The following is a 1,414-nucleotide window of genomic DNA, read 5'->3' as shown; positions in this document are numbered from 1 at the left end:
TTCTAAACATTGAAAATCTGTTGTAAAACTACGTTCGACGATTTCAGAAACTAGAGTCATGTGTTTATCGTTATGCATTTGATTACGTCACAAGTTGGATGTATGTCAAAGAGATGCGAACCTTTTGAGGATTGATCTCATGACCTGTTATTTTTTTGAGCATACCAGACAGAAGAAAGGGTTAAAATCCTTACTCATTGTTTTTACAGAATAACTTTGATTTTTTCTAAGAGTACTGTCCCAACTCCAATGTGAAAGTGGTTGCAAGCATTTCAATAACAGAGTAATTTACACACAGAAACTGTCGATTCACCGATAAATCTAGGAGGTTGTGATGTTGCAGTTCATAAAAAAATGGCATCAAGCCTTTAAAGAAGATAAAGCGGTGCGTTTACTAGAACGTAGCGAAAATGCACATACATCAAATAAAACTTCATGCTTGCTTCGGAATGAAGCATCCAAATGGCTTCAGGCAACAAACGAGGCAATGAAGCAATCTGAAAAAGAAGATTGGAATGGTCGAGAGCGTTACTAATATTCTCTCGACCTAGAAAAATATTACCCTTTCATTATACGATTAGTGACTATTCTTGAACCATCGCTGGATACTTTATTTATTTTTTCTAACGCTGAATCAATCCCAATTGCGTTCACTTTATATCCCGCAAAACCCAACAACCCAAACCATACTGCCGGCATCATGACATAGAGTATGATCATGACGAGCTTTAGGATTGTGTCATCCATGTAGTTGATGGCGCCTGTTAGTGGGTTTAAATTCTCATTCAGCTTGTAGAGTCCTTCGATAAGCTTGCTGTCTAAGCTACGGCACAGTTCCCACCAAAATGTTAAGAACATCAAACCTGAATAAACCAATGAGAGCGACATTAAGGTGCTGATGTTATACGCACTGATCGTCAGCACTATCGGACTGGCTATAATCACCGCACTCATTAAGACCGCTTGTAGCATTGGCATCGCTTGTCTTACGACAAAATAAGCCGGGCCGGTTAGTACGCGTCCGGCTTGTACTCCCACAAAACCAGCGCCGGCGTTCCAGAGCTCTTGCCCTTCATGGACTAGACTTTTATCAAGCGTGTAACCAAAACCGCGAACAATCCTGCCATTAGTTTGCTCGACACTGAGCACGCGCTCAACAAGCATATCGACACGCTCCGCTTCGGACACTTCTTTACCTAGCACGCGTGCAAAAAATCCATCGGGTTTTCTTACTTCGATCGCGATCTCCGGGTAGTGTTTGGCTACATCGTTGTAGATACGCCACTTGATCCCCGCAGGCTCCCCAAAACGGTTCTCATCGACAGACTTCCACCACTGCTCACAGTAGGGATAAGCGGCGGTTGTGTCGATTTCACTGTTTCCATATTTCTTCTGGATCGGATCATCTCTCCGT

Annotated in this window: 2 protein-coding genes; one reads left to right on the top strand and one right to left on the bottom strand. The window is 42.6% G+C overall.

Annotated features, from left to right (window positions below; translation table 11 throughout):
• The first annotated feature begins 334 nt into the window (after positions 1-334).
• A complete protein-coding gene (locus tag RH85_RS05540; RefSeq protein ID WP_006711218.1) occupies positions 335-535 on the top strand; it encodes a hypothetical protein in 201 nt (66 codons plus the stop codon).
• Between the two features lie 23 nt (positions 536-558).
• On the opposite strand, the gene RH85_RS05535 is transcribed toward RH85_RS05540, so the two are convergent.
• Positions 559-1,414: conjugal transfer protein TraG N-terminal domain-containing protein (locus RH85_RS05535; RefSeq protein ID WP_006711217.1), on the bottom strand; the 856-nt coding region annotated here is incomplete at its 5' end.

Source organism: Vibrio ichthyoenteri ATCC 700023, from assembly GCF_000222605.1.
Taxonomy (GTDB): Bacteria; Pseudomonadota; Gammaproteobacteria; order Enterobacterales; family Vibrionaceae; genus Vibrio; species Vibrio ichthyoenteri.
The sequence above is the reverse complement of the archived record's forward strand: the minus strand, read 5'-3'. Positions and strand labels throughout refer to the sequence as shown.

Bases quoted from the DNA above. Each gene is read 5' to 3' on its own strand.
- RH85_RS05540 (WP_006711218.1), top strand. From the start codon at position 335: ATGTTGCAGTTCATAAAAAAATGGCATCAAGCCTTTAAAGAAGATAAA.